This window comes from Burkholderia sp. BE17 (assembly GCF_009362305.1).
Classification (GTDB): domain Bacteria; phylum Pseudomonadota; class Gammaproteobacteria; order Burkholderiales; family Burkholderiaceae; genus Burkholderia; species Burkholderia pyrrocinia_C.
Map to the genome: position 1 here is coordinate 107,761 of NZ_WHNU01000002.1, position 24,987 is coordinate 132,747.

Consider the following 24,987-nt stretch of genomic DNA (forward strand, 5'->3'; position numbering starts at 1 on the left):
CGGCTTAGAACGTGCGCGGCTTCGGCGGCACGGATTCGACCGTCAGCGGCTTCATTTGAACCGGCTTGTAGTCGAGGCGATCGCCTTCGCTGTACCACAGCGTGTGGCGCAGCCAGTTCTCGTCGTCGCGGTGTTCGTAGTCGCTGTGTGCGTGCGCGCCGCGGCTTTCCTTGCGCGCTTCCGCCGACACCATCGTCGCGCGGGCGACTTCGATCAGGTTCTCCAGCTCGAGCGCTTCGACGCGCGCGGTGTTGAACACCTTCGACTTGTCCTTCAGGTGAATGCTTTCCACGCGCGCCTTCAGGCCGGCCATCTGGTCGACGCCTTCCTTCAGCAGTTCCGACGTGCGGAACACGCCTGCGTGCTTCTGCATCGTCGAGCGGATGTCGTTCGCGACGTCCTGCGTGTATTCGCCCGCCGTCGACTTCTCGAGCTTGTTCAGGCGCGCCAGCGAGAACTCGCCTGCATCGGCCGGCAGCGGCTTGTGTTCCTTCTGGTTCTTCACGTGCTCGACGATGTGGTTGCCGGCCGCACGGCCGAACACCACGAGGTCCAGCAGCGAGTTCGTGCCGAGGCGGTTCGCGCCGTGCACGGACACGCACGAGCACTCGCCCACTGCGTAGAAGCCGTTGACCGGATCCTTGTGACCGCGCGACGTGCCGACGACCTGACCGTGGATGTTGGTCGGGATGCCGCCCATCTGGTAGTGGATCGTCGGGACGACCGGGATCGGTTCCTTGATCGCGTCGACGTTCGCGAACTTCAGCGCGATTTCGCGGATCGACGGCAGACGCTTCATGATCGTCTCGGCGCCGATGTGCGACAGGTCGAGCAGCACGTGATCCTTGTTCGGACCCACGCCGCGGCCTTCCTTGATTTCCTGGTCCATCGAGCGCGACACGAAGTCACGCGGCGCCAGATCCTTCAGCGTCGGTGCATAGCGCTCCATGAAGCGCTCGCCGTTCGCGTTGCGCAGGATGCCGCCTTCGCCGCGCACGCCTTCGGTGATCAGCACGCCCGCGCCGGCCACGCCGGTCGGGTGGAACTGCCAGAACTCCATGTCCTGCAGCGCGATGCCCGAACGTGCAGCCATGCCGAGGCCGTCGCCGGTGTTGATGAACGCATTGGTCGATGCCGCGAAGATCCGGCCTGCGCCGCCCGTCGCGAACAGCGTCGTCTTGCCTTCCATGATGTAGACGTCGCCCGTCTCCATCTCGAGGGCCGTCACGCCGAGCACGTCGCCTTCCGCGTCGCGGATCAGGTCGAGCGCCATCCATTCGACGAAGAACTGCGTCTTCGCCTCGACGTTCTGCTGGTACAGCGTGTGCAACAGCGCGTGACCGGTACGGTCGGCGGCCGCGCAAGCGCGCTGGACCGGCTTCTCGCCGTAGTTCGCGGTGTGGCCGCCGAACGGACGCTGGTAGATCGTGCCGTCCGCGTTGCGGTCGAACGGCATGCCGAAGTGCTCGAGTTCGTACACGACGTTCGGCGCTTCACGGCACATGAATTCGATCGCGTCCTGGTCGCCGAGCCAGTCGGAGCCCTTGATCGTGTCGTAGAAGTGGAAGTGCCAGTTGTCTTCGCTCATGTTGCCGAGCGATGCGCCGATGCCGCCCTGCGCGGCCACCGTGTGCGAACGCGTCGGGAACACCTTCGACAGCACGCCGACCGACAGGCCCGCGCGCGACAGTTGCAGCGCCGCGCGCAAGCCGGAGCCGCCCGCGCCGACGATCACTACGTCGAACTTGCGACGCGGGAGGGAAGTTTTGATTGCAGCCATTCTTTACACTCTCCAGAGAATCTGCGCGGCGTAGCCCGCACATGCGAGCAGCCAGACGATGGTCAGCGATTGCAGCAGCAGGCGCACACCGACGGGCTTCACGTAATCCATCCAGATGTCGCGCACGCCGACCCATGCGTGGTAGAAGAGGGAAAGCAGCATCACGAAGGTCGCGAGCTTCATCCATTGCGCGGAGAAGATCGACGCCCAGCCTTCGTACGAGAAGTCGTGCGCGCCGAAGAACAGGACGAGCAGGATGACCGTGTAGACCGCCATGATCGTGGCGGTGATGCGCTGCGCGAGCCAGTCGCGCAGGCCGTAGTGCGCGCCGACGACGAGGCGCTTCGAGCCGATTCGGTTATTGGCTGCCATTTTCTTAGAATGCTCCGAACAGTTTGAGTGCCATGGCGATCGTCAGTGCGATCGAGACGACAAAGACGACGACTGCCGTCCGCTTGCCGCTTTCCTTCGTGACGGCGTCGTGGTTGACGTCCATCAGCAGGTGGCGAATGCCGGCGCAGAAATGGTGGAAGAAAGCCCAGGACAACGCGAGGACGATCAGCTTGACGACGATGTTGGAGAGGAAGGCCTTGAAGACTTCGAAGCTGAGTTCGGACGTCAGGCTCTGGTCGAACAGGAACAACAGGAACGGCAGGAACAAGAACAGCAGCGCACCGCTGACTCGATGGAGGATCGACAAAATCGCTGCCAGCGGCATGCGATATTTCATCGTGATATCGCCGAATCCGATGTTCCGGTATTCCGGTCTCGGTTTTCTTACTGCGTCAGTCATGCTAGACCCCTACTATGTTGTCACACCAATCCGCGATTTTAGCGCCTTTTTATATCGCGCTGCAGCGAAAGTCTGCTCTGGATAATTGCGCGAACGAGAACAAAGGCGGCCCGAAACGTGCTTCGCGAGCGTGGGAGTCGCGAGGCACTCGGCCTGAACCGAACCGTCGTCAGCTCAAGTCATTCTGATAGTAGTACCCGGTTGTGACATACCAGCCGCGACGCACTTCCACCGGCCGATCCCCGTATGTATAGGACACGCGCTCGACCGACAGCAACGGAAAACCCGCGGGCACGTGCAGCAGGTCGGCCACCGCCGGATCCGCCGCGACCGCGCGGATCTTCTCCGTCGCGCGGATCATCCGCGTGCCGAACTCCGTCTCGAACATCGCGTAGAGCGGCCCCTTGTACTCGCTCAGCCGCTCGAACGTGAGCCCGCGAAACATCGCGCCCGGCAGCCAGATCTCGTCGAGCACCGTCACTTCGCTGTCGAACTCCAGCAGGCGGCGCACCTGCACGACGGGATCGGCCGGCTTCAGGTCGAGCTGCCGCGCGATCTCGGCCGGCGCACGCAGGCGCCGGCATTCGAGCAGGCGGCTCACGTGCGGGTGCTCGGCACCGTCGTCGGCAAGCAGGCGCAGGAAGCGGAACTGCGCGCGATCCTCGTTGTGCGTTGCAACAAAAGTGCCCTTGCCCTGCCGCCGGACCACGAGGTTTTCGGCGGCCAGCTCGTCGATCGCCTTGCGCACGGTGCCCTGGCTGACCTTGTAACGGGCCGCGAGCTCCACTTCGCTCGGGATGATCTCGCCCGGCTTCCATTCGCCGGTTTCGAGACTTTGCGTGATCAATGACTTGATCTGCTGGTATAACGGGCTGAACGTCGGCGACGCAGACGCCGCAGGCGAAGGTGCGGGATCGCTCGCGCCCGGCTGCCCTGGGCCGCCTGCGCCGGTCTGATTCGCGGTATTCGCCTGGTTCGATGTCATGGCGCGCATTTCATCACAAACCGCACTTTTTCGTCCACTCAATTTCCGCAAAACATCTGTCTTATATAAGACATATGATACCGTTTGACTTTGCGCGTGACGGCTCCTACACTCCCGGTCGAGCAAGGGTTCGCGGGTGCAAAAGCGCGTCCCCGGCTACGTGCCACGGCCGTCTCCAGGTTCACCGCGTCTGCCATCGCGAGTCCTCCGCCCTGCTTCAATGCAACGTTACGCACAACGCGCATAGAATGGCGTTTTCGCTAGCGTCCAACGCTTCACCCGTCCTGGAGATTTTCAATGGCTAAGCCCGCAAAGCGCGTTGCCGTGACCGGCGCCGCAGGTCAAATCGCTTACTCCCTGCTGTTCCGCATCGCGAACGGCGACCTGCTCGGCAAGGACCAGCCGGTCATCCTGCAACTGCTCGACCTCCCGCAAGCCCAAGCCGCCGTCAAAGGCGTCGTGATGGAACTCGACGATTGCGCGTTCCCGCTGCTCGCGGGCGTCGTGATCACCGACGATCCGAAGGTTGCATTCAAGGATGCAGACGTCGCGCTGCTGGTCGGCGCACGTCCGCGCTCGAAGGGCATGGAGCGCAAGGACCTGCTGTCGGCGAACGCCGAGATCTTCACGGTTCAGGGCGCTGCGCTGAACGAAGTCGCGAGCCGCGACGTGAAGGTGCTGGTCGTCGGCAACCCGGCGAACACGAACGCGTACATCGCGATGAAGTCGGCACCGGACCTGCCGAAGAAGAACTTCACGGCCATGCTGCGCCTCGACCACAACCGCGCACTGTCGCAGCTCGCCGCCAAGTCGGGCAAGCCGGTCGCGTCGATCGAGAAGCTCGCCGTGTGGGGCAACCACTCGCCGACGATGTACCCCGACTTCCGCTTCGCGACCGCCGAAGGCGAATCGATGCTGAAGCTGATCAACGACGACGTGTGGAACCGCGACACGTTCATCCCGACCGTCGGCAAGCGCGGCGCGGCGATCATCGAAGCGCGCGGCCTGTCGTCGGCAGCGTCGGCAGCCAACGCGGCGATCGACCACGTCCGTGACTGGGTGCTCGGCACGAACGGCAAGTGGGTCACGATGGGCATCCCGTCGGACGGCTCGTACGGCATCCCCGAAGACATCATCTACGGTGTGCCGGTCGTTTGCGAAAACGGCGAATACAAGCGCGTCGAAGGCCTGGAAATCGACGCGTTCTCGCGCGAGAAGATGGACGGCACGCTGAACGAGCTGCTCGAAGAGCGCGACGGCGTCGCCCACCTGCTGAAGAACTAAATTCGGCACCGCGACGGGCGGCCTCCGGGCAGCCCGTCACCGCAGGGCCGGCGCGCCGCCGGCCCTGCCGCCCGATCCGATCCGGGCACGTTTTGCCGCCTCGTGCGCACCGCGCACCGGCCCAGAACGCGCCCGAATCCGATTTTCTCCACGTTGACCCGCTTCCCTGACGTAGAAGAGATGGCCGCGCTCACTCCTGCACAAGTGCTGTACGACGGGGCGTCCCCGCCCGCGATCCTGCCATGCTGCGATCACTACGCGGGCAGCGAGAAGCTGATGCGCAAGTCGCTCGCGCTGCAGGCCGAAACGGGCCCCGTGTTCGACATCACGCTCGACTGCGAGGACGGCGCGGCCGTCGGCCAGGAAGCGGCGCACGCGGAACTCGTCGCCGAACTGCTCGGCAGCGCCGAGAACCGCTTCGGGCGCGTCGGCGTACGGATCCACGACTTTTCCCACCCGCACTGGCGTGACGACGTCCGCATCGTGCTGCGCGCCGCGCGCGCGCCCGCCTACCTCACGCTCCCGAAGATCGCAAACGCCGCCGACGCGGCCGAAATGGCCGCGTTCATCGAAGGCGCGCGCCGCGAGCTCGGCATCGCGCAGCCGATCCCGGTCGACGTGCTGGTCGAGACGCACGGCGCGCTCGCGCAGGCGGCCGCCCTCGCCGCGCTGCCGATGGTCGGCACGCTGAGCTTCGGGCTGATGGATTTCGTGTCCGCGCACCACGGCGCGATTCCCGATGCCGCGATGCGCTCGCCCGGCCAGTTCGAACACCCGCTCGTGCGCCGCGCAAAGCTGGAAATCGCCGCGGCCTGCCATGCGCACGGCAAGACGCCGTCGCACAACGTGACGACCGAGGTGCGCGACATGAGCGTCGTCGCCGCCGATGCGCGCCGCGCGCGCGACGAATTCGCATTGACGCGGATGTGGAGCATCCACCCCGCGCAGATCCGCCCGATCGTCGACGCATTCGCGCCGCGCACCGACGAGGTCGTGCTGGCCGCCGAGATCCTGCTGGCCGCGCAGGCCGCCGACTGGGGTCCGACGCGCCACGGTGATACGCTGCACGATCGCGCGAGCTATCGCTATTACTGGTCGGTGCTGCGCCGCGCGCGGGCCACCGGCCAGCCCGTACCGGCCGAGGCCGCGCCGCTGTTCGGCCCGGCCGCCGCAGGCGACGCGCGGTGAGCGCGCGCCGCCGGCCGATACACGAGTTTCATGCATTCGCCGGGGCGCGAACCGGGCAGAGGTTTGCGAAACGACAAAAAACGTAACGGAGCCCGAAAACCTGATGTATGCGCGGCCAAATAGGTGAAAATAGCGGCCGCTGCGCGCTTTCGGGGCGCGTGCAGTTTCAAACCGGCCGGCAGCTTCGATTGCCGGCCCTTGTCAACTGATTATCGAAAGGTTCTGACTCCATGAAGAAACTCCTGATCGCTACCGCCATCGGCGCCTTGTCCGCCACGATGCTGGTGTCGGCTCCGAGCGCGTTTGCCCAGGGTACGACCGCCACGACCGCGAAGAAGGCCACGGCCAAGCGCCCGGCGCCGGCCAAGCGCATCATCCCGCGCAGCAAGAAGGCGCAGGCGCGTGCCGCTGCCAAGGTCGATACGGTACCGGAAGGCGCGGTCAAGTGGTCCTGTAAGGAAGGCCTGTCGTTCGACCTCGCCGGCGACATGAAGCGCGACCAGGTCGTCACGGTTCACTGGGCGAAGAAGAACTACAAGCTGCCGCGTCAGGCCACGACGACGGGCGCCGACACGTTCTACGATCCGGCAGCGGGCTTCAAGCTGGTCGTGATCCCGTCCAAGGCGATGCTGTTCTCCGACGCGAACGGCGGCGAGCGCCTCGCGGACGAGTGCGTGACGCCGGAAATGGCGCAAGGCACGCCGGCACCGACGCAGTCGAACGAGCTGAAGCCGGCAACGAACTAAGCGCGTTCCCCCCGGCCCCTCGATGTCCGCCCCGGTCTCCAACGTCCGCCCTGCTCCGGATACGGTACTCGTCGATATCGTCGACTACGTGCTGAACACCGGCATCGACAGCGCGCTCGCGCTGGAGACGGCGTGTCATTGCCTGATCGACACGCTCGGATGCGGACTCGAGGCGCTGTCCTACCCTGCCTGCACCAAGCTGCTCGGCCCCGTCGTGCCCGGCACGATCGTGCCGAACGGAGCGAAGGTGCCCGGCACGTCCTTCCAGCTCGATCCCGTCCAGGCTGCGTTCGGCATCGGCGCGATGATCCGCTGGCTGGACTTCAACGACACCTGGCTCGCCGCCGAATGGGGCCATCCGTCCGACAATCTCGGCGGAATCCTGGCGACGGCCGACTGGCTCTCCCGCACGGCCGTCGCGGCCGGCCGGAAGCCGCTGCTCATGCGCGACGTGCTGGTCGCGATGATCCAGGCCCACGAGATCCAGGGCTGCCTCGCACTCGAGAATTCGTTCAACGCAGTCGGGCTCGACCACGTGCTGCTCGTGAAGGTCGCGTCGACGGCCGTCGTCGGCCGGCTGCTCGGGCTCACACGCGACGAGCTGATCAACGCGGTCTCCAACGCTTTCGTCGACGGCCACGCGCTGCGCACCTACCGCCACGCACCGAATACGGGCTCGCGCAAATCGTGGGCGGCCGGCGATGCCACGTCCCGCGCGGTGCGCCTCGCGCTGATCGCGAAAACCGGCGAAATGGGCTACCCGTCGGCGCTCACCGCCAAGACCTGGGGCTTCTACGACGTGCTGTTCGACGGACAGCCGTTCCGCTTCCAGCGCCCGTACGGCACGTACGTGATGGAGAACGTGCTGTTCAAGATCGCGTTCCCCGCCGAATTCCACGCGCAGACGGCCGCCGAGGCCGCGCTGCAGCTGCACGCGCAGCTCGCCGCGGCGGGCCGCACGACCGACGACATCAGCCGGATCACGATCCGCACGCATGCGGCCGCGATCCGCATCATCGACAAGCAGGGCCCGCTCGCCAATCCGGCCGACCGCGACCATTGCATCCAGTACATGGTCGCCGTGCCGCTGCTGTTCGGCCGGCTGACCGCGGCCGATTATGAAGATTCGGCCGCAGCGGACCCACGCATCGACGCGCTGCGCGCGAAAACCGTGTGCGTCGAGGATCCGCAGTTCACGAAGGATTACCACGATCCGGACAAGCGATCGATCGCGAATGCGCTGACGATCGAGTTCACGGACGGATCGAAACTTGCCGAAGTGGCGGTCGAATACCCGCTCGGCCACAAGCGACGCCGCGCGGACGGCATCCCGCTGCTGGTCGAGAAGTTCCGGACCAACCTCGCCCGCCGCTTCCCGGCAAAGCAGCAACAAGCGATTCTCGACGTGTCGCTGGACCAGGCAAAGCTCGAAGCGATGCCGGTCAATGAGTACGTCGACTTGTATGTGATATAGCCGTCATCTACAGGACACGTTGTTTCCTAGCCTTAAACCCAGGAAAATCACCATGGCCCACAATCTCCACAAGACCCTCAAGGAATTCGACAGCGGTTCCGGCAAAGGCAAGTTCTACTCGCTGCCGCAACTCGGCAAGGAGCTGAAGACGAAGATCGAGCGCCTGCCGGTGTCGATCCGTATCGTGCTCGAGTCCGTACTGCGCAACTACGACGGCAAGAAGATCACCGAAGAGCACATCGAGCAGCTCGCGAACTGGAAGCCGACCGCGAAGCGCGTCGACGAGATTCCGTTCGTGGTGTCGCGCGTCGTGCTGCAGGACTTCACGGGCGTGCCGCTGCTCGCCGACATCGCGGCCATGCGCGGCGTCGCCGAGCGCACGGGCAAGAACCCGAAGAAGATCGAGCCGCTGGTCCCGGTCGATCTCGTCGTCGACCACTCGGTCCAGATCGACTACTTCCGCCAGAAGGACGCGCTCGACCTGAACATGAAACTGGAATTCCAGCGCAACAACGAGCGCTACCAGTTCATGAAGTGGGGCATGCAGGCCTTCGACACGTTCAAGGTCGTGCCGCCGGGCGTCGGCATCGTCCACCAGGTGAACCTCGAATATCTCGCGCGCGGCGTCCACAAGAAGGCGGACGGCGGCGACACCGTGTACTACCCGGATACCCTCGTCGGCACGGACAGCCACACGACGATGATCAACGGCATCGGCGTGGTCGGCTGGGGCGTGGGCGGCATCGAAGCCGAAGCCGGCATGCTCGGCCAGCCGGTGTACTTCCTGACGCCGGACGTCGTCGGCGTCGAGCTGAAGGGCAAGCTGCGCGAAGGCGTGACGGCCACCGACCTCGTGCTGACGATCACCGAAATGCTGCGCAAGGAGAAGGTCGTCGGCAAGTTCGTCGAGTTCTTTGGCGAAGGCACGAAGTCGCTGTCGCTGCCGGACCGCGCAACGATCGGCAACATGGCGCCGGAATACGGCGCGACGATGGGCTTCTTCCCGGTCGACGAAAAGACGATCGACTACTTCGAAGGCACGGGCCGCACGAAGGCGGAAATCGCCGCGTTCGAAAACTACTTCAAGGCGCAGAAGCTGTTCGGCATCCCGAAGGCCGGCGACATCGACTACACGAAGACGGTCACGCTGGATCTGGCGACGGTCGCACCGTCGCTGGCCGGCCCGAAGCGCCCGCAGGACCGCATCGAGATCGGCAACGTCAAGTCGACGTTCACCGACCTGTTCTCGAAGCCGGTCGCGGAGAACGGCTTCGCGAAGAAGGCGGACGACCTGGGCACGCAGTACACGACGAGCAACGGCGTCGACGTGAAGAACGGCGACATCCTGATCGCCGCGATCACGTCGTGCACGAACACGTCGAACCCGAGCGTGCTGCTGGCTGCCGGCTTGCTCGCGAAGAAGGCGGTCGAGGCCGGCCTCACGGTCGATCCGAAGATCAAGACCTCGCTCGCACCGGGATCGCGCATCGTCACCGAATACCTGACGAAGACGGGCCTGCTGCCCTACCTGTCGAAGCTCGGCTTCGAAGTCGCGGCGTACGGCTGCACGACCTGTATCGGCAACGCGGGCGACCTGACGCCGGAACTGAACGAAGCGATCACGAAGAACGACATCGTCGCGGCGGCCGTGCTGTCCGGCAACCGTAACTTCGAAGCGCGTATCCACCCGAACATCCGCGCGAACTTCCTCGCGTCGCCGCCGCTCGTCGTCGCGTACGCGATCGCCGGCAACATCACGCGCGACCTGATGACCGAGCCGGTCGGCAAGGGCAAGGGCGGCCGCGACATCTACCTCGGCGACATCTGGCCGACGAGCGACGAAATCCACGCGCTGCTCAAGTTCGCGCTCGATCCGAAGAAGTTCGAGGACAACTACTCGAAGCTGACCAAGAAGGGCGACCTCTGGAGCAAGATCGAAGGCGAATCGGGCCAGGTCTACGACTGGCCGAAGTCGACGTACATCGCCGAGCCGCCGTTCTTCGGCCACGACTTCTCGATGGAGCCGGCCGCTTCGATCCCGACGGTCAAGGGCGCGCGCGCACTGGGCATCTTCGGTGACTCGGTCACGACCGACCACATCAGCCCGGCAGGCTCGATCAAGGAAGATTCGCCGGCAGGCAAGTGGCTGAAGGAAAACGGCGTGCAGAAGGCCGACTTCAACAGCTACGGCTCGCGCCGCGGCAACCACGACGTGATGATGCGCGGCACGTTCGCGAACGTCCGGATCAAGAACCTGATGATCCCGGTGAAGGCAGACGGCACGCGCGTCGAAGGCGGCCTGACGATCCACCAGCCGAGCGGCGAACAGCAGTCGATCTACGACGCGGCGATGCAGTACATCGCAGCCGACACGCCGACCGTCGTGTTCGCGGGCGAAGAGTACGGCACGGGCTCGTCGCGCGACTGGGCCGCGAAGGGCACGCAACTGCTCGGCGTGAAGGCCGTGATCGCACGCAGCTTCGAGCGCATCCACCGCTCGAACCTGGTCGGCATGGGCGTGCTGCCGCTGCAGTTCAAGGGCTCGGACAGCGTCCAGTCGCTCGGCATCACCGGCGACGAGACGTACGACATCGAAGGCCTCGGCGACGACTTCAAGCCGCAGCAGGACGTCACGCTCGTGATCAACCGCAAGAACGGCGAAACGCAGCGCGTGCAGGTGCTGCTGCGCATCGATACGCCGATCGAAGTCGACTACTACAAGCACGGCGGTATCCTGCCGTTCGTGCTGCGCTCGCTGCTCGCAGCGTAAGCGCCCTGCTTTTGCAGGTGCCGCAGCCGCCTCGCGGGCGGTTGCGGCCGATTTGGATGCCCGACCTCGTGTCGGGCTTTTTTTTGCCTGCGCGCGTTACGCGATGTTGCCGATTGTCAGCCGCGTCACGCCGCCTTGTCACCGCGCGCCTTCGCGCCCGCTCCTCGTGCGTTCTTCTTCAAGTGGGTGCGGTTGTATTCGATCGCCGCGCGCACGAGGGTCTTCAGCGCGCGTTTGTCGATCCGGTCGCCTTCGAAGAAATCGATCGCGCGCCGCGCATTGCCTTCGAGGCCATCATTGAACAGCCCATCGGGATCGGGCAGATGCGCGCCGTGCATGAACGTCAGCTTCACCTTGCCCTTGTGCGCGTTCGCGACCGCGATCATCCCGTCGCGCGACCACACGGGGCTGCCCATCCATTTCCATTCCTCGACGATCCCTTCTTCGGCCGCGAGGATCGTCTGGCGAAGGTCGGCGAAGAGCGGGCCGCGCCAGTCGGCGATGCCGGCGATCAGCGCGTCGATGCGCGCCGACGGTTGCAGGTCCGCTGCACTCATGCGCGGGCCTCCGTACGTTCGTCAGGGCGCGCCAGCACCTGTTCGAGCGACTCGAAGAACCGTACCCAGCCTTGCTGCGCGCCGCGGTATGCCTGCTCCTGATCCGCGCGGAAGCCGACCTGCTCCATGCGCAGGTGCGTGCCGGCCGGCGTCGGCGAGAGCGTCCACGTGACGACGCTTTCGAGGCCGTACGCGGCCCACGTGTAGGACAGCGCGCGCGGCGGCTCGATCGTCAGGACCGTGCAGTCGACCGAGCCCCAGTCCGCGCGGAAGCTGAAGGCGCGGCCCGCGACGGGCTCGAAGTCGCTCTTCATCAGCCACGCCTCGATCAGGTGCGGTTGCGTGAGCGCGCGCCAGATCTTCTCCGGCGGATGGGGCAGTTCCCGTTCGACGACGACGGAGCGCGTTTCGGTGGTGGCTTGGTTCATTACTGATCCATCCTTTTGAGCAGATCTTCGAGAGCATCGAACCGGTTCTGCCAGAAACCTGCCATCTGGCTCGTCCAGTCGATCAGCGGGGCCAGCGCTTGCGGCTGTGCGCTGTAGTGCGTCTGCCGGCCTTCGTGACGATCATTCACGAGCCCGGCCTGCTTCAGTACGCCGAGATGCTTCGACACGGCCGGCTGCGAGACGCCCGCATGGGCCGTCAGCGCGGCAACCGTCAACTCGCCCTCCTCGCACAGCCGCTCGAAAAGCGCGCGGCGCGTCGGATCGGCAAGCGTCCTGAAAAGCATGTCGTGAGCGTTCTGCATGTCCAAATTCATAACCCGTTGGTTATGGATTGAAGGATATCTGCTGAACGGCAAGAGTCAAGAAGGAATTTCGCGGATGCCGATGCGCACCGCTGCCGCATACGACGCGCTTCGCGTCGGGCGCAATCGCGCCGAAAGCAAGCTTGCCGAAGGCTTCGCTTGCCACCAGATCACGCCTGCTTTACCCGTCCGGATTCGAGTATTCGCTCTAATTCGCGACGACGGCCTCGCGGCCGAAAGCCGCCTGCAAGACTGGGCCACACGCTGTTCCACAGTTCGGGAAACGTTTGCGATCGGCCGGCCCTGTTTTTGTGCATGCGCGAACCGGCTCGGCCTGCATCGCATCGTTTGACCACATAGTGCGACTCGGCCTGAGTCCGCACCCGATCTCGAAGCACGCACGCGTGTGGCCGGTCCGCGACGCCATCGCGCACGTTCCGGCACTGCGACGAACGACTCGTGCGCGCGAACGTCGCGCGTCGTCGTGCCGTCGTGTCGCGAACCGGTTCCCTCGTCGGCGCCCGCCGCTCGCCGCGTTCACCGCGCGCTACATGCGATTCCGCACGCCGGTGTCAGAACTGACAGCTATGGAAACTGGCAGCTACCTGAACCGCACCGACGCCCTACGCTCGTCACCGCTCGCGGCCCCACAAGGGTCGAGGGCTCCAGCAACGTCGTCTCTCCTAAAAAGGACTCCCGATGAAAAGGAACGCCCGGTTTGCCCTGCCCCTTCCGTCGCCCCGTCGCCTTGCATGCGTGTGGCCGCTCGTGCTCGCCGCCGGCGCCGCACACGCGACGACGGACTGGGTTGATACTCACACGAAGGCCTTTCTGACCGGCCCGCAGTTGATGGCGCGCAGCGCGGCGCCGTCGCTCGAACTCGCGGCCGGCGAGACGACGGACGTCGTCGTCAGCCTGAAGCTGCGCAACGCCGCGCAGCTCAAGCAACTGGCGCGCGACGTGAACCGGCCCGGCAGCGCGCATTACCGCCAGTACCTGACGCACGAGCAATTCCTCGCCAGCTACGCGCCGACCGACGCGCAAGTGAAGTCGGTCGTCGACTATCTGCGCAAGAGCGGCTTCGTGAACATCGAGGTCGCGCCGAACCGGCTGCTGGTGTCCGCGCGCGGCACGGCCGGCACCGTGAAGACCGCGTTCAACACGTCGCTCGTGCATTTCGAGTACGCGGGCCGCTCGGGCTTCGCGAACGCATCGACCGCACAGGTGCCGAGCGCGCTCGGCGACGTCGTCGGCTCGGTGCTCGGGCTGCAGAACGTCGCGCGCGCACGGCCGATGCTGCGCATCGGCAACGTGGCGAAGCCGCAGGCACTCGCGGCCGGCACGGCGACGGGCCACTATCCGAAGGAATTCCCGGGCCTCTACAACGCGACCGGCGTGCCGACCGCGGCCGGCGTGACCGTCGGCATCATCACGATCGGCGGCGTGTCGCAGACGCTGCAGGACCTGAAGCAGTTCACGTCGAGCAACGGTTACGGCACGGTCTCCACGCAGACCGTCAAGACCAACGGCACGAGCGGCAGCTACAGCGACGACCAGGACGGCCAGGGCGAATGGGATCTCGACAGCCAGTCGATCGTCGGCTCGGCCGGCGGCCAGGTCGGCAAGCTCGTGTTCTACATGGCCGACCTCAACGCCTCGGGCAACACGGGCCTCACGCAGGCGTTCAACCGCGCGGTGTCGGACAACACCGCGAAAGTGATCAACGTGTCGCTCGGCTGGTGCGAAACCGACGCGAACGCGGACGGCACGATCGACGCCGAGGAACAGATCTTCACGACGGCCGCGGCGCAAGGCCAGACGTTCTCGGTTTCGTCGGGCGACGAAGGCGTGTACGAGTGCAACAACCGCGGCTATCCGGACGGCTCGAACTACACGGTGTCGTGGCCGGCTTCGTCGCCGCACGTGCTCGCGATCGGCGGCACGACGCTCTACACGACGTCGGCGGGCGCGTTCTCGAACGAAACGGTGTGGAACGAAGGGCTCGACGGCAACGGCAAGCTGTGGGCGACCGGCGGCGGCGTCAGCACGATCCTGCCGGCGCCGTCGTGGCAGTCGGGCAGCAACCGTCAGCTGCCGGATGTCTCGTTCGACGCCGCGCAAAGCACGGGCGCGTACATCTACAACTACGGCCAGTTGCAGCAGATCGGCGGCACGAGTCTCGCCGCGCCGATCTTCACGGGCTTCTGGGCGCGCCTGCTCGCGGCGAACGGCACCGGCCTCGGTTTCCCGGCCAGCAATCTGTATCGCGCGATCCCGTCGAACCCGTCGCTCGTGCGCGATGACGTCGTGTCGGGGAACAACGGCTATCAGGGTTATGGCTATACCGCCGGCACCGGCTGGGATATGACGACCGGCTTCGGCAGCCTGAACATCGCGAACCTCAACCAGTTGATCAAGTCGGGCGGGTTCTGAGCGATATGTGAAGGCCGGCGCGCGGCAGTGATTTGCCGCGCGCCGGCCTGGTCGCCTTCAGGTCGCGCGGTATTCGCGCACAACCCTACTCCGTCGCACACGCCTTCACACGCTCCGGCGCGGCCGGCACACCACTCCGGTGCGACGGCGCAAACAGCCGCAACCCGCTCGCGACGCTCGCGGCCCCGGCGAAACCCGCACCGAGCATCAACGCCAGCGTCGGCCCGTGACGCCCAGCGATCCCGAACGACAGCGCGACGAGCGCAGCACCGGTCGCCTGCCCGATCAGCCGCGCGGTCGCGATGATCCCGCTCGCGCCGCCGCTGCGCTCGGGCGGCGCGCTCGACATCAGCGCCTTCAGGTTCGGCGACTGGAAGAAGCCGAAGCCGGCGCCGCACAGCATCATCCGCCAGCCGATATCGAATACGTTCGGCGCCGCCGGCAGCGCGGCAAGCGACACCATGCCCGCGCTCAACAACGCAAGCCCGATCGCGCCGAGCAGGCCGGGCGGGTATCGATCCGACAGCCGGCCCGCGATCGGCGCGGCAAGCGCGACGATCGCCGACCACGGCGTCATCAGGAACCCCGTCTCGACCGCGTTGCGATGCAGGACGGTTTCGAAATAGAACGGCAGCGACACGAACGCGAGCCCCTGCGCGGCGAACGCGCACACGGCGGTCAGCGCGGACAGCGTGAACACGGGCCGGCGAAACAGGTCGATCGGCAGCATCGGCGCCGGGTGCCCGGCCTGGCGGCGGATCAGCAGCCAGCCGAACACCAGCGCGACCGCCGCCGACGCGAGCACGATACGCAGCGGCCCGCGCTGCGCGAATTCACCGAGCGCGAAGATCAGCGACGCGAACGTGATCACGTTGAACAGCGCGGCAACCGGATCGAACGCATGCTTGCCGCGCGCCATCTGCTGCAGCGACGGAATCGCCACTGCCAGCGCGAACACGCCGAGCGGCACGTTCACCGCGAACAGCCACGGCCATGCGGCAACCGACAGGATCAGCGACGCGATCGTCGGCCCCACCGCGAACGATACGCCGACGACGAGCGCGTTGAAGCCGACGCCGCGCCCGAGCCGGTGCGCGGGAAACAAGCCGCGAATCAGCGCGACGTTGACGCTCATGATCGCGCTCGCACCGAAGCCCTGCACGATCCGTGCGGCCGTCAGCATCGGCAGCGTCGAGGCGAGCGAACAACCGAGCGACGCGAGCGTGAACACCGCGAGCCCGGCGATATACACGCGCTTGTGGCCGACGATGTCGCCAAGCGACGCGAACGGCAGCAGCGTCGCGACCATTGCGAGCTGGTACGCATTGATGATCCACACGGAGGCGGCCGGCGACGCATGCAGGTCGGCGGCGATCGCGGGCAGCGCGGTGTTCGCGATCGCGGTGTCGAGCGTCGCGAGCGCGACGGCCAGCAGCACGGCGGACATCGCGCGCCAGTTGACGGCCGGCTCCCGGGCGCCGGCGGAGGATGCGAATTCGGACAAGATGAGGCTCGGCTGACGAGCGACGCGCGGCGTCGCGGATTGAGCGGCGCGGCGGCGTGCGTTCCGGACCGCAAGACCGGCGCGCGCGCTGCCGCGATCCGTATTGTTGCAGAGCCGTATCGAACGTGCAGGCGGCCGACTCGTCAGTCAGCGAAACGAAAGCTTGCGCGATGCCGTGCCTTGCTCGCGGCATCGTTGAGCGCACAACGATCGACGAGCCGGCGAGCGCCGGCTGGCCTTCCGGGCTCGCGCCCGGCTTCATCGTGCCGGCGCTGGCTGCAGACCCGGCCGCGTCTGCCGGCGGCACCGCGCATCGGAATCGCACCGATGCGTCGATGCGCGGCGTGCGTGCACCGCCGTCGCGCCAGGCCGGATCAGGTCACCGCGCGCCGCGCATTGCGTCCGCGCAGCCATTCGAGCGCGAGCAGCAGGCTCGTCGAGAAGATGATCAGGATCGTCGCGAGCGCGGCGATCGTCGGGCTGATGTTCTCGCGAATACCCGTGAACATCTGGCGCGGCAGCGTCGTCTGGTCCGCGCCCGCGAGGAACAGCGTGACGACCACTTCATCGAACGACGTCGCGAACGCGAACAGCGCGCCCGACATCACGCCCGGCGCGATCACCGGCAGCGTCACGCGGAAAAACGTCGACACAGGATTCGCGCCGAGCGACAGGCTCGCGCGCACGAGATTGTGGTTGAACCCCTGCAGCGTCGCGGCGACCGTCGTCACGACGAACGGCACGCCGAGCGCCGCGTGCGCGGCGATCAGCCCCGTATAAGTGTTCGCGAGCCCGAGCGGCGCGAAGAACAGGTACATGCCGACGCCGACCACGACGACCGGCACGATCATCGGCGACAGCAGCACGGCCATCAGCAGCCCCTTGCCGCGGAAGTCGGCCTTCGTGAGACCGATCGCGGCGAGCGTGCCGAGCACGGTCGCGACGACGGTTGCCGACGGCGCGACGATGAAGCTGTTCTTCGCGGCCATCCGCCACTCGTCCGACGCGATCAGGTTCTCGTACCAACGCATCGAGAAGCCCGGGATCGGATACACGAGGAACGTGCTCGACGAAAACGACAGCGGCACGATCGCGAGCACCGGCAGGATCAGGTACAGCAGCGTCAGCACGACGAGCACGCGCAATGCGACGTACCACGCGCGCTCGACGAACGACATGTGCGGCGCAAACAGCGGCCTGGCGAGCAGTTTCATGGTCGGATTCCCTTTCCCGTTTCCTGGTGCGTGGCGCTCAACCGAGGCTCACGTTGGTGCGCGTGAAGCGCCCGTACACCACGTACAGCACGAGCGTCGCCGCGAGCAGCAGCCCGCCGAGCGCGCACGCCATGCCCCAGTTGATCGTCACGTTCGTGAAGTACGCGACGTAGTAGCTGACCATCTGGTCGTTCGGCCCGCCGAGCAGCGCGGGCGTGATGTAGTAGCCGATCGCGAGGATGAACACCAGCAGCGCGCCCGCGCCGACGCCCGGATAGGTCTGCGGTACGTACACGCGCCAGAACGCGGCGAACGGATGGCTGCCGAGCGACACGGCCGCGCGCTGGTAGGTCGGCGGGATCGACTTCATCACGCTGTACAGCGGCAGGATCATGAACGGCAGCAGGATGTGCGTCATCGAGATATACACGCCGACGCGGTTGAACAGCAGCGTCAGCGGATGCGAGATCAGCCCGCTGCCGATCAGCGCCGTGTTGATGAGCCCTTCGCTTTGCAGCAGCACGATCCACGCGGCGACGCGCACCAGCACCGAGGTCCAGAACGGAATCAGCACGAGAATCATCACGAGGTTCGCGCGCCGCTCCGACAGCGTCGAGATCCAGTATGCGAGCGGGTAGCCGAGCAGCAGCGCGAACAGCGTGACCGCGACGCCGATCACGAACGTGCGGCCGAAGATCGCGAGGTAGATCGACTGGTCGGGTTCGGCCTGCACGATGTGGCCGAAGCCGTCCTGTTTGTGGTCGAGCGCGGCGAGCAGGTAGAACGGCGAAACCGTGCTGCCGTTCTTCGCGATGGCCTGCCAGTACGCCGTGTCACCCCAGCGCGAATCGAGTTCGACGAGTTTCGTGCGCGTCTGCGCAGACGTGAGCGTCGATTCATTGTCGCCCTTCAGCGGCATCGCGCGCGCCGTCTTCGCGACGAGCGAGCGATAACCGGGAATCTCGGTGTTCAGGCGCCGCGCGAGCGCGCCCATCGCCTCGCTATCGGCCACCTTCGTCATGTCGGCCGCGAGCGCGACATACGCGGCGTCGGCCGGCGGCGTCTTGCGGTCCCAGCCGGACAGCGCCGCGACCGTGTTCGGCAACGCGGTCGCGATCTCGGGGTTCTGCACCGCGCGCGTGAGCAGCGTGCCGATCGGGACGACGAAGATCAGCATCAGGAAAATCGCGAGCGGCGCGACCAGCAGCAGCGCCATCGTGCGCTTGCGGGCTTCGGCGGCCTTCAGCTCGCGCTTGAGCGCGGCTGTCGACGGCGAGGAAGGCGCGATCGTCATCGTATTCAACGGTTCTCTCCGGCCGGGCACGCTCCGGCGGAATGCCGCGCGACACGAACGACGCGCCGCGCGGCAGGTTGCATCAGGATGCCTGAACGATTACTTCGTCGCCCACGCGGCGAAGCGCTGCTCGAGCTCGTCGCTGTGGTCGGTCCAGAAGCCGATATCCTCCAGCACCGCGTTCTTGCCGTTGGCCGGCGAGTTCGGCAGGTTCGCGAGCGTCTTCGCGTCGAGCGACTTGATCGCGGCGACGTTCGCGGGGCCGTACGCGATGTGCTGCGCATACGCCTGCTGCGGCTTCGGCGTCAGCGAATACGCGATGTACTGCTCGGCCAGCGCCTTGTTCGGCGAGCCCTTCGGAATCGCCCAGTAGTCGAGGTCGTAGATGCTGCCGTTCCACACGACCTTCAGGTTCTTGCCTTCCTTCTGCGCGGCGTCGATGCGGCCGTTGTACGCGGTCGACATCACGACGTCGCCGGCGACGAGGAACTGCGGCGGCTGCGCGCCCGCTTCCCACCACTGGATGTACGGCTTCAGCTCGTCGAGTTTCTTGAACGCGCGGTCCTGGCCGGCCTTCGTGCCGAGCACCTTGTACACGTCCTTCGTCGCGACGCCGTCGGCCATCAGCGCGAACTCGAGGTTATAGCGCGCGCCCTTGCGCATCCCGCGCTTGCCGGGGAATTTCTTCACGTTCCAGAAATCGGCCCAGCCGGTCGGTGCCGACTTCAGCTTGTCCGCGTTGTACGACAGCGCCGTCGACCACACGAAGAAACCGACGCCGCACACTTGCGGCGATTCCGGAATCAGGTCGGACTTCTTCGCGATCTTCGACCAGTCGAGCTTCTCGTACAGCCCTTCGTCGCAACCGCGGTTCAGGTCGCCCGACTCGACTTCGACCACGTCCCAGTTGACGTGCTTCGCCTCGACCATCGCCTTCACTTTCGCCTGCTCGCCGTTGTATTCGACGGCGGTGACCTTGTTGCCGGTCGCCTTCTCGAACGGCTGGTTGAATGCGGCCTTCTGCGCGTCGCCGTTCGCGCCGCCGAAGTTGACGACCGTGAGTTCGGCGGCCGTAGCCGTTGCGCCGACGACGGCGAGCGCCAGTGCCAGCGAGGTGCGGCGCGCGGTAAAGCTTGCTCGTTTCATGATGGTTCCTCTCCTCTCGTGGTGGAAGTGGGCTTTGTTGTTGACGACGTGCTGCGGTAAATCGGGGAAACCCTGGTCACGCGAACACGCGCAGGTGTTCGGGCGCGAATGCGAGCGAAACCGGCGCGCCGGGCGAGAACGCGTCGAGTGCACCGGTGCCGAGCGGCACCTTCACGAAGCACTCGTCCTGGCCCGGCAGCGCGCAGCGCATGCGCACGTGATCGCCGAAATAGATGAGGCTGCGTGCCTCGCCGGTCAGCCGGTTCGCGGCTGCGCCGTTCGCGTGCCCGTTCGCGCCGTGCGCGGCCAGGCTCATGCGTTCGGGGCGAATGCACGCGACGGCCGACGCGCCCTCGGCGGCTTCGCCGATATGGCGGCCGACGAGCTGCGTGCCGTCGTCGAGCCGGAACTCGCAGAATTCGCCGTCGACGCGCGCGATGGTGCCGCGCAGCCGGTTGCTGTCGCCGATGAAGTTCGCGACGAATTCGTTGCACGGCGATTCGTACAGGCGGTCGACGGTGTCGAGCTGCTGCACGATGCCCTTGTCGAACACGGCCACACGATCGGACATCGTCAGCGCCTCGCCCTGGTCGTGCGTCACGTACACGAAGGTCACGCCGAGCTTTTCGTGCAGCGCCTTCAGTTCGTACTGCATGTGTTCGCGCAGTTGCTTGTCGAGCGCGCCGAGCGGCTCGTCCATCAGCACGAGCTTCGGCTCGAACACGAGCGCACGCGCCAGCGCGATGCGCTGCTGCTGGCCGCCCGACAACTGCGCCGGATAGCGTTTCGCAAAGCGCTCCATCTGCACCATCTTCAGCGCATGCGCGACGCGCTCCGCGCGCTCGGCGGCCGGCAGCTTGCGCACGGTCAGCGGATACGCGACGTTCTGCTCGACCGTCAGGTGCGGGAACAGCGCGTAGTTCTGGAACACCATGCCGATGTTGCGCTTGTGCGGCGGCACGTTGTTCAGGAGTTCGCCGTCGAGGCGGATCTCGCCGCCGGTCGGAAACTCGAAACCGGCGAGCATCATCAGGCAGGTCGTCTTGCCCGAGCCCGACGGCCCGAGCAGCGTCAGGAATTCCCCTCGGTGGATATCGAGGTCGAGCGATTTGACGACCAGCGTTTCGCCGTCATAGGTCTTCCGCACGCCGCGAAAGCTGACGATCACATCATCGGACTTCATCATGCTGTCCCCTTGCGTCGCGACAATCGTTTTTGAGATGCGATCCACTATACGATGCGCACGGTTCTACAATAGGGAACCATTTCAATATTACTAGTAGGACCACTTTGGATACCGTGATCCTTGCCGACTGGCTTTCCGCCCGCCTCGACCGCGGCTCGTCCGAGCCGATGTACCGGCAGTTGCTGCAACAGATGCAGCAGGCCATCCTGACCGGGGAATTGGGGCCAGGGACAAAGCTGCCCAGCTCCCGGACGCTCGCGGCGGACCTGTCGATCGCGCGCAATACCGTGCTGCACGTGTACGACCAGCTGACGGCCGAAGGCTACGTGCTGACGACGACCGGCAGCGGCACCTACGTGGCCGACACGCGGCCGGACACCGCCGCGATTCGCGCGCCGGGCGCCGTGCCGCCGCCGACCGACGCCGGTACGCTTCCGCCGCCGGACGCGCAGGGCAGCCTGTCGATGCGCGGCCGGCAACTGATCGAGCACGCGGGCGTGTCGCGGCGCCAGTGGGGCGCGTTCATGCCGGGCGTGCCGGACGTGTCGGAGTTTCCGAGCCGCACGTGGAGCCGCTTGCAGGCGCGGTTATGGAAGGAGGCGAACCCCGAGCTGCTGACCTACGCGCCGGGCGGCGGCTACCGGCCATTGCGGCGCGCGCTGGCCGATTACCTGCGCGTCGCGCGCTCGGTCAAATGCTCGCCGGACCAGGTGATCATCACGACGGGCATTCATCAGTCGATCGATCTCGCGGTGCGGCTGCTGTCCGACATCGGCGATCGCGCGTGGGTCGAGGAACCGTGCTACTGGGGCGTGCGCAGCGTATTGCAGGCGGCCGGCCTCACGCTCGCGCCGGTGCCGGTCGACCAGGAAGGGCTCGCCCCGCGTGCCGGCGACATGCAGCATCCGCCGCGGCTCGTGCTCGTCACGCCGTCGCATCAGTACCCGCTCGGGATGGTGATGAGCCTCGCGCGGCGCCGGATGCTGCTCGAATACGCGCGCCAGCACCGCTGCTGGATCATCGAGGACGACTACGACAGCGAATTCCGTTACGGCAGCCGCCCGCTCGCGTCGCTGCAGGGGCTCGACGACGGCGGCCGCGTGATCTACGTCGGCAGCCTCGGCAAGATGCTGTTCCCGGGCCTGCGGATGGGCTACATGGTCGTGCCCGAGCATCTGGTCGACACTTTCCGCACCGGGCTGTCGGAGCTGTACCGCGAGGGCCAGCTGATGCAGCAGGCCGTGCTCGCCGAATTCATCATGGACGGCCACCTGACGTCGCACGTCAGGCGCATGCGCACGCTGTACGGCGAGCGCCGGCAACTGATGATCGACGCGATCCGCGCGCGCTTCGGCGACGCGCTGCCCGTGATGGGCGACGAGGCCGGCCTGCACCTGGTGCTCGGCCTGCCCGACGCGTGCGACGATCGCGCGGTCACGCAGAGCGCGTTCGACGCGGGCGTGATCGTGCGCCCGCTCACCAGCTACTACAGCAACCTCGACACCGCGCAACGCGGCCTGCTGCTCGGCTATGCGTGCGTCCCGCACGAAGGCATCGGGCCCGCGTTCGACACGCTCGCCGCTGCCATCGAGCAGCATCTGCCACAGCACATCACGCGTGCGGCATAGCGTTGGCCGCACGCAGCGCGGCCCGCGTTACTGCGTGCTGCCCGCCCCGCGATCGAGCGACGCCGCGCGCACGGCTTCGCCGGGTTTCGTGAACACGCGCTGCCGCAGGGCGGCAACTTGCGCGTCGCGGTCCTGCGGCGACAGGCCGGCCGACTCGATCTGCGCACGCTGCGCCGCATAGTCCGCGTAGCGGCTCTGCCACGATGCGTCGTCCTGCTGCATCTGCGCGACGCGTGCAGCGGCCTCGGGCCCGAGCGTCTGCGTCAGTTGCGCGCGCATCGCATCGGGCGTCGCCCCGCTCTTCTGCAACTGCGCGATCTGGTCGATCGCGGCCCGCTGCCGGTCGACCCGCTGCTGCGCCGCGCGTTCGTCGGCCGGCATCTGCTGCTCGAGCGCCGCGAGCCGCTCGGCCTTCTGCGCATCGGTCAGCGTGCGATCCTGCGCGATCTTCAGCCGCGCGAGATCGTAGCGCTGCCGCCACTGCTCCGCACCGAAGAACGGCTGGCTCCAGTCGCCGAGCGTGCGATACGCGATCGACGCGCGCTGGTCGAGCGCGAGTTGCAGCGCACCCAGGTCGGACTTGTCGACCGCGCCGGCGTCGCGCAGTTTCGCGAGCGCGTCGAGATATGCGCGATACCGGCGCCACACGTCGAGCGTCTCGGCCTGCGCGGCCGTGCCGTCGAGCTGCGCGGCAATCTCGCGCACGACGAGCGCATCGAGCGCGGCCGCGCTCAGGTCGCCCTGCGCGGTCAGGCAATAGTCGAAGAAATCGCGCACCGCGCGCACCTTCGCGAGATGGCCGCCGGCATCGAGCGGCAGCCGCGGCGCGCTGGAACCGGCCAGCGACGACGGCAGGCCCGCGCTCGCCGGCACGGCGACCTGCGGCGGTGCCGCAGCCACACCGCCCACCACCGCCGCATCGGGCGACTCGCCGGCGCTACCCGCACCGCGATGCCATCCCGCACCGCTCCACATCGCGACGCCGGCGATCGCCGCCAGCCCCACGACACCGTAGACCGCAGCGCGCCGCGCCAGCGGCGCGCGCCCTTCGCGTGCCGCCATCGATTACACGCCCGCCTGCTGCAGCCGGTTCGCATGCGTGCGGATCACCGCGACCGGATCTTCCGCATACGCGCCGCGCACGCCGAGCAGCTGGTTGATCTCGTCGATATGGTTCCACTTGTAGTTCGTGCTCAACACCTTGCCGTACAGCGCGCTGCACTTCGACACGAGTCCGTCGTTCTGGCCCGAGCCGCGGTTGATCATCACCGTGCCCGTACCGAACAGCGCGAGCGTCGACGGGTCGAGCGCGTTCGCCGGATCGACGAGCGGAATGGTGCTCGTATCCGTCGCACCCGTGACGCCGAACGCCGAGATCGTCGGCTGGATCGCCGTGCCGGCCCACGAATACAGCAGATGCGTGTTGCCGCCGACGGTTTCCGTCGGTGCGCCGGTCTGGCAACTGCCCGGCGCGCCAAGGCCCGCGCTCGGATAGTTCTGGTTGTACGCGGCGGCCTGTGCGGTCGTCAGCGTCTTCAGCGCGGCGAGCGCATCCTGGTTCGTGTTGTTGCTGCTGCTCGTGAGGATTCCGAACACATTGACGAATGCGGCGATCACCGATGACGAAAGCCCGGTCGGATCGTATGCGAGCACGCTCTGCACGAAGTCGGCGAACTCGGAGCCTCGATGCGGCGTGCCGATCGTCGTCACCGACGCGACGAGATCGGGCGCGACGGCCGCGACATACCGCGACGTGAGCCCACCCTGGCTGTGGCCGACGAGATTGACCTTGGTCGCACCCGTCGCGGCAAGCACCGTCTTCACGTAAGCGAGCAGCTGTTCGCCGCGCCCGTTCGGGCCGTCGTCGCTCTGGAAGCCCGACAGGTTCGCGACGTAGACGGTCGCGCCATGCTGCTGCAGGTCTTCCTGGATGCCGTACCAGTACTCGAGCACGCCCGCGTACTTGTCGGTGCCCGTAAGCCCGTGCACGAGGACGATCGGATAACGCGTCGTCGCGTAGTTGTCGACGGGCGCGGTTGCCGCCATCGCCGCGTGTGTCGTCGCGAGCGCCATCAAAGCGGTCGTCCCCGCGAACGGCGCGACGCTCATCGCGCATGCCACTGCCCCTGCCACCACCCTGGAACGCATCGATCTGGCCATGCATGTTCTCCTGATTATTGTGCTGCCGGTGCGAATGAAATCGAATCGACGCATGCGGCGCCCTCGCGTGCGCCGTGACCGTCGAATGCGGGAG

Annotated in this window: 22 protein-coding genes; 8 read left to right on the forward strand and 14 right to left on the reverse strand. The window is 66.5% G+C overall.

Going from position 1 to position 24,987, the window contains the following annotated elements:
* Positions 1-4: 4 nt before the first annotated feature.
* The 4 genes from sdhA to GD429_RS02990 all read right to left on the reverse strand — a co-directional run bounded on the left by sdhA (position 5) and on the right by GD429_RS02990 (position 3,567).
* Complete coding sequence (sdhA, locus tag GD429_RS02975) at positions 5-1,780, reverse strand: succinate dehydrogenase flavoprotein subunit (protein ID WP_152855601.1); 1,776 nt, start codon at positions 1,778-1,780, stop codon at positions 5-7.
* 3 nt (positions 1,781-1,783) lie between these two features.
* The gene (gene sdhD / locus GD429_RS02980) at positions 1,784-2,152 is read right to left on the reverse strand and encodes a succinate dehydrogenase, hydrophobic membrane anchor protein (protein ID WP_034180015.1); all 369 of its coding nucleotides are present in this window, start codon (positions 2,150-2,152) and stop codon (positions 1,784-1,786) included.
* A gap of 4 nt (positions 2,153-2,156) precedes the next feature.
* Positions 2,157-2,573 carry a succinate dehydrogenase, cytochrome b556 subunit gene (gene sdhC, locus GD429_RS02985; RefSeq protein WP_084908228.1) on the reverse strand — a complete coding sequence of 139 codons (417 nt, stop codon included), beginning with the start codon at positions 2,571-2,573 and terminating at the stop codon, positions 2,157-2,159.
* A 169-nt stretch (positions 2,574-2,742) separates the two neighbouring features.
* Positions 2,743-3,567, reverse strand: a complete 825-nt coding sequence (locus GD429_RS02990; protein ID WP_152855602.1) for a GntR family transcriptional regulator — start codon at positions 3,565-3,567, stop codon at positions 2,743-2,745.
* A 288-nt stretch (positions 3,568-3,855) separates the two neighbouring features.
* On the opposite strand from GD429_RS02990, the gene GD429_RS02995 reads away from it, so the two are divergent.
* The 5 genes from GD429_RS02995 to acnA all read left to right on the forward strand — a co-directional run bounded on the left by GD429_RS02995 (position 3,856) and on the right by acnA (position 11,020).
* On the forward strand, positions 3,856-4,842 hold the full coding sequence (locus GD429_RS02995; protein WP_096474776.1) for a malate dehydrogenase: 987 nt from the start codon (positions 3,856-3,858) through the stop codon (positions 4,840-4,842).
* Between the two features lie 180 nt (positions 4,843-5,022).
* Complete coding sequence (locus tag GD429_RS03000; RefSeq protein WP_152855755.1) at positions 5,023-6,030, forward strand: HpcH/HpaI aldolase/citrate lyase family protein; 1,008 nt, start codon at positions 5,023-5,025, stop codon at positions 6,028-6,030.
* Between the two features lie 230 nt (positions 6,031-6,260).
* The gene (locus GD429_RS03005) at positions 6,261-6,776 is read left to right on the forward strand and encodes a hypothetical protein (RefSeq protein WP_152855603.1); all 516 of its coding nucleotides are present in this window, start codon (positions 6,261-6,263) and stop codon (positions 6,774-6,776) included.
* Between the two features lie 22 nt (positions 6,777-6,798).
* A complete protein-coding gene (locus GD429_RS03010; RefSeq protein ID WP_152855604.1) occupies positions 6,799-8,250 on the forward strand; it encodes a bifunctional 2-methylcitrate dehydratase/aconitate hydratase in 1,452 nt (483 codons plus the stop codon).
* Positions 8,251-8,302: 52 nt separating this feature from the next.
* Positions 8,303-11,020, forward strand: coding sequence for an aconitate hydratase AcnA (gene acnA / locus GD429_RS03015; protein ID WP_152855605.1), 2,718 nt, complete (start codon positions 8,303-8,305; stop codon positions 11,018-11,020).
* Between the two features lie 125 nt (positions 11,021-11,145).
* Here acnA and GD429_RS03020 read toward each other — a convergent pair whose 3' ends face one another.
* The 3 genes from GD429_RS03020 to GD429_RS03030 are packed head-to-tail and all read right to left on the reverse strand — an operon-like array spanning position 11,146 to position 12,328.
* Positions 11,146-11,577 (reverse strand): DUF1801 domain-containing protein, encoded by a 432-nt coding sequence (locus tag GD429_RS03020; protein ID WP_152855606.1) that lies wholly within the window; start codon positions 11,575-11,577, stop codon positions 11,146-11,148.
* Positions 11,574-12,005 carry an SRPBCC family protein gene (locus GD429_RS03025; RefSeq protein WP_152855607.1) on the reverse strand — a complete coding sequence of 144 codons (432 nt, stop codon included), beginning with the start codon at positions 12,003-12,005 and terminating at the stop codon, positions 11,574-11,576. The genes GD429_RS03020 and GD429_RS03025 overlap by 4 nt, the downstream gene beginning before the upstream one ends.
* Positions 12,005-12,328, reverse strand: coding sequence for an ArsR/SmtB family transcription factor (locus tag GD429_RS03030; RefSeq protein ID WP_034180131.1), 324 nt, complete (start codon positions 12,326-12,328; stop codon positions 12,005-12,007). The genes GD429_RS03025 and GD429_RS03030 overlap by 1 nt, the downstream gene beginning before the upstream one ends.
* On the opposite strand from GD429_RS03030, the gene GD429_RS03035 reads away from it, so the two are divergent.
* Both GD429_RS03035 and GD429_RS03045 read left to right on the forward strand, forming a co-directional pair.
* Positions 12,327-12,680: a hypothetical protein gene (locus GD429_RS03035; protein ID WP_152855608.1), complete on the forward strand. Its 354-nt coding sequence runs from the start codon at positions 12,327-12,329 to the stop codon at positions 12,678-12,680. The two genes, GD429_RS03030 and GD429_RS03035, sit on opposite strands and share 2 nt — an antisense overlap.
* Before the next feature lie 347 nt (positions 12,681-13,027).
* A complete protein-coding gene (locus GD429_RS03045; RefSeq protein WP_152855609.1) occupies positions 13,028-14,761 on the forward strand; it encodes a protease pro-enzyme activation domain-containing protein in 1,734 nt (577 codons plus the stop codon).
* Positions 14,762-14,846: 85 nt separating this feature from the next.
* Here the strand turns inward: GD429_RS03045 and GD429_RS03050 are convergent, their stop codons facing one another.
* The 5 genes from GD429_RS03050 to GD429_RS03070 form a co-directional block, all read right to left on the reverse strand.
* Positions 14,847-16,265: an MFS transporter gene (locus tag GD429_RS03050; RefSeq protein ID WP_152855610.1), complete on the reverse strand. Its 1,419-nt coding sequence runs from the start codon at positions 16,263-16,265 to the stop codon at positions 14,847-14,849.
* Between the two features lie 374 nt (positions 16,266-16,639).
* Positions 16,640-17,479: an ABC transporter permease gene (locus tag GD429_RS03055; protein WP_152855611.1), complete on the reverse strand. Its 840-nt coding sequence runs from the start codon at positions 17,477-17,479 to the stop codon at positions 16,640-16,642.
* A gap of 37 nt (positions 17,480-17,516) precedes the next feature.
* Complete coding sequence (locus GD429_RS03060; RefSeq protein ID WP_193727050.1) at positions 17,517-18,773, reverse strand: ABC transporter permease; 1,257 nt, start codon at positions 18,771-18,773, stop codon at positions 17,517-17,519.
* A gap of 99 nt (positions 18,774-18,872) precedes the next feature.
* A complete protein-coding gene (locus tag GD429_RS03065; protein ID WP_152855613.1) occupies positions 18,873-19,919 on the reverse strand; it encodes an ABC transporter substrate-binding protein in 1,047 nt (348 codons plus the stop codon).
* 76 nt (positions 19,920-19,995) lie between these two features.
* Positions 19,996-21,102 (reverse strand): ABC transporter ATP-binding protein, encoded by a 1,107-nt coding sequence (locus tag GD429_RS03070; protein ID WP_065502544.1) that lies wholly within the window; start codon positions 21,100-21,102, stop codon positions 19,996-19,998.
* Positions 21,103-21,209: 107 nt separating this feature from the next.
* On the opposite strand from GD429_RS03070, the gene GD429_RS03075 reads away from it, so the two are divergent.
* The gene (locus GD429_RS03075) at positions 21,210-22,733 is read left to right on the forward strand and encodes a PLP-dependent aminotransferase family protein (RefSeq protein ID WP_152855614.1); all 1,524 of its coding nucleotides are present in this window, start codon (positions 21,210-21,212) and stop codon (positions 22,731-22,733) included.
* Positions 22,734-22,760: 27 nt separating this feature from the next.
* Here GD429_RS03075 and GD429_RS03080 read toward each other — a convergent pair whose 3' ends face one another.
* Both GD429_RS03080 and GD429_RS03085 read right to left on the reverse strand, forming a co-directional pair.
* Complete coding sequence (locus GD429_RS03080; protein WP_152855615.1) at positions 22,761-23,795, reverse strand: lipase secretion chaperone; 1,035 nt, start codon at positions 23,793-23,795, stop codon at positions 22,761-22,763.
* A gap of 3 nt (positions 23,796-23,798) precedes the next feature.
* A complete protein-coding gene (locus GD429_RS03085) occupies positions 23,799-24,893 on the reverse strand; it encodes a triacylglycerol lipase (protein WP_152855616.1) in 1,095 nt (364 codons plus the stop codon).
* Positions 24,894-24,987 lie beyond the last annotated feature (94 nt).

Bases quoted from the DNA above. Each gene is read 5' to 3' on its own strand.
- sdhA (WP_152855601.1), bottom strand. From the start codon at position 1,780: ATGGCTGCAATCAAAACTTCCCTCCCGCGTCGCAAGTTCGACGTAGTG.
- sdhD (WP_034180015.1), bottom strand. From the start codon at position 2,152: ATGGCAGCCAATAACCGAATCGGCTCGAAGCGCCTCGTCGTCGGCGCG.
- sdhC (WP_084908228.1), bottom strand. From the start codon at position 2,573: ATGACTGACGCAGTAAGAAAACCGAGACCGGAATACCGGAACATCGGA.
- GD429_RS02990 (WP_152855602.1), bottom strand. From the start codon at position 3,567: ATGCGCGCCATGACATCGAACCAGGCGAATACCGCGAATCAGACCGGC.
- GD429_RS02995 (WP_096474776.1), top strand. From the start codon at position 3,856: ATGGCTAAGCCCGCAAAGCGCGTTGCCGTGACCGGCGCCGCAGGTCAA.
- GD429_RS03000 (WP_152855755.1), top strand. From the start codon at position 5,023: ATGGCCGCGCTCACTCCTGCACAAGTGCTGTACGACGGGGCGTCCCCG.
- GD429_RS03005 (WP_152855603.1), top strand. From the start codon at position 6,261: ATGAAGAAACTCCTGATCGCTACCGCCATCGGCGCCTTGTCCGCCACG.
- GD429_RS03010 (WP_152855604.1), top strand. From the start codon at position 6,799: ATGTCCGCCCCGGTCTCCAACGTCCGCCCTGCTCCGGATACGGTACTC.
- acnA (WP_152855605.1), top strand. From the start codon at position 8,303: ATGGCCCACAATCTCCACAAGACCCTCAAGGAATTCGACAGCGGTTCC.
- GD429_RS03020 (WP_152855606.1), bottom strand. From the start codon at position 11,577: ATGAGTGCAGCGGACCTGCAACCGTCGGCGCGCATCGACGCGCTGATC.
- GD429_RS03025 (WP_152855607.1), bottom strand. From the start codon at position 12,005: ATGAACCAAGCCACCACCGAAACGCGCTCCGTCGTCGTCGAACGGGAA.
- GD429_RS03035 (WP_152855608.1), top strand. From the start codon at position 12,327: ATGTCCAAATTCATAACCCGTTGGTTATGGATTGAAGGATATCTGCTG.
- GD429_RS03030 (WP_034180131.1), bottom strand. From the start codon at position 12,328: ATGCAGAACGCTCACGACATGCTTTTCAGGACGCTTGCCGATCCGACG.
- GD429_RS03045 (WP_152855609.1), top strand. From the start codon at position 13,028: ATGAAAAGGAACGCCCGGTTTGCCCTGCCCCTTCCGTCGCCCCGTCGC.
- GD429_RS03055 (WP_152855611.1), bottom strand. From the start codon at position 17,479: ATGAAACTGCTCGCCAGGCCGCTGTTTGCGCCGCACATGTCGTTCGTC.
- GD429_RS03060 (WP_193727050.1), bottom strand. From the start codon at position 18,773: ATGACGATCGCGCCTTCCTCGCCGTCGACAGCCGCGCTCAAGCGCGAG.
- GD429_RS03065 (WP_152855613.1), bottom strand. From the start codon at position 19,919: ATGAAACGAGCAAGCTTTACCGCGCGCCGCACCTCGCTGGCACTGGCG.
- GD429_RS03070 (WP_065502544.1), bottom strand. From the start codon at position 21,102: ATGAAGTCCGATGATGTGATCGTCAGCTTTCGCGGCGTGCGGAAGACC.
- GD429_RS03080 (WP_152855615.1), bottom strand. From the start codon at position 23,795: ATGGCGGCACGCGAAGGGCGCGCGCCGCTGGCGCGGCGCGCTGCGGTC.
- GD429_RS03085 (WP_152855616.1), bottom strand. From the start codon at position 24,893: ATGGCCAGATCGATGCGTTCCAGGGTGGTGGCAGGGGCAGTGGCATGC.